Annotated in this window: 2 protein-coding genes and 1 pseudogene; all 3 read left to right on the forward strand. The window is 41.0% G+C overall.

Translation table 11 applies throughout. The features are described from left to right. A partial coding sequence (locus tag ACERC5_RS10130) for an IS3 family transposase (RefSeq protein ID WP_373660549.1) occupies nt 1-94 on the forward strand: 94 nt, incomplete at its 5' end. A gap of 80 nt (nt 95-174) precedes the next feature. After that, nucleotides 175-513, forward strand: a pseudogene (locus tag ACERC5_RS10135) (recombinase family protein); the annotation flags it as partial. Between the two features lie 15 nt (nt 514-528). After that, the coding region (locus ACERC5_RS10140; protein ID WP_373660675.1) for a recombinase family protein at nt 529-795 on the forward strand (267 nt) is incomplete at its 3' end.

The raw sequence follows: 795 nt of genomic DNA on the forward strand, positions 1-795 counted from the left end.
TAAAACCAAGGACTATGTCCACTGGTGGAACCATCATCGCATTCACGGTAGTCTCGATTACCAAACACCTATGGTTAAGCGAGTTATCGCTTAACAAAAACACTTTATAAAAATTGTACAGAAAAAGGGTGCCTTTTCAACCATTACCTTGACCAAACACCTGAGTTTAAGAACTGGGAGCTCTTGGAATTTGTGGACGATGGTTTTTCAGGAACCACTCTCAATCGTCCAGCCTTTCAACGCTTGATGGCCGATGTTAAGTCTGGAACTATCCGTCATATCATTGTCAAGGATTTGTCTCGATTTATGCGTGATTATCTGGAGTTAGGGAACTATTTGGAAAATATCTTTCCTTTTCTTGGGGTTCGATTTATCGCTCTCAATGACCAGTACGATAGCATGGTTTCTGAGAATAATGGCTTAGATATTGATGTGCCATTTCGGAATTTACTCAATGATTTCTATGCCAAAGATGTTTCTGAAAAGGTTAAGAGTGCGATGAACAGCATGAAACGCTCGGGCAAAAACATGAGCTGGTTGCCTCCATTTGGTTATCTCAAGGATCCAGAGGACCGTTTCAAGATTATTATTGACGAGTCAGTTGCACCAATTGTTCGACGGATTTTCGCCTTGTACCTTGATGGTAATAGTTACCAAACAATTGCTCGATTCCTGAATGAAGAACAAGTCATTACTCCAGCAGAACGAAAGATGCAAATCAGTCAGGCACGTTACGCAAAGTCACTCCGTTTAACAACTGAGCAAAAACGAAATGTTTGGAGTAGCACTACCGTT

Source organism: Streptococcus sp. E24BD (assembly GCF_041807825.1).
In the GTDB taxonomy this organism is placed as follows: domain Bacteria; phylum Bacillota; class Bacilli; order Lactobacillales; family Streptococcaceae; genus Streptococcus; species Streptococcus entericus.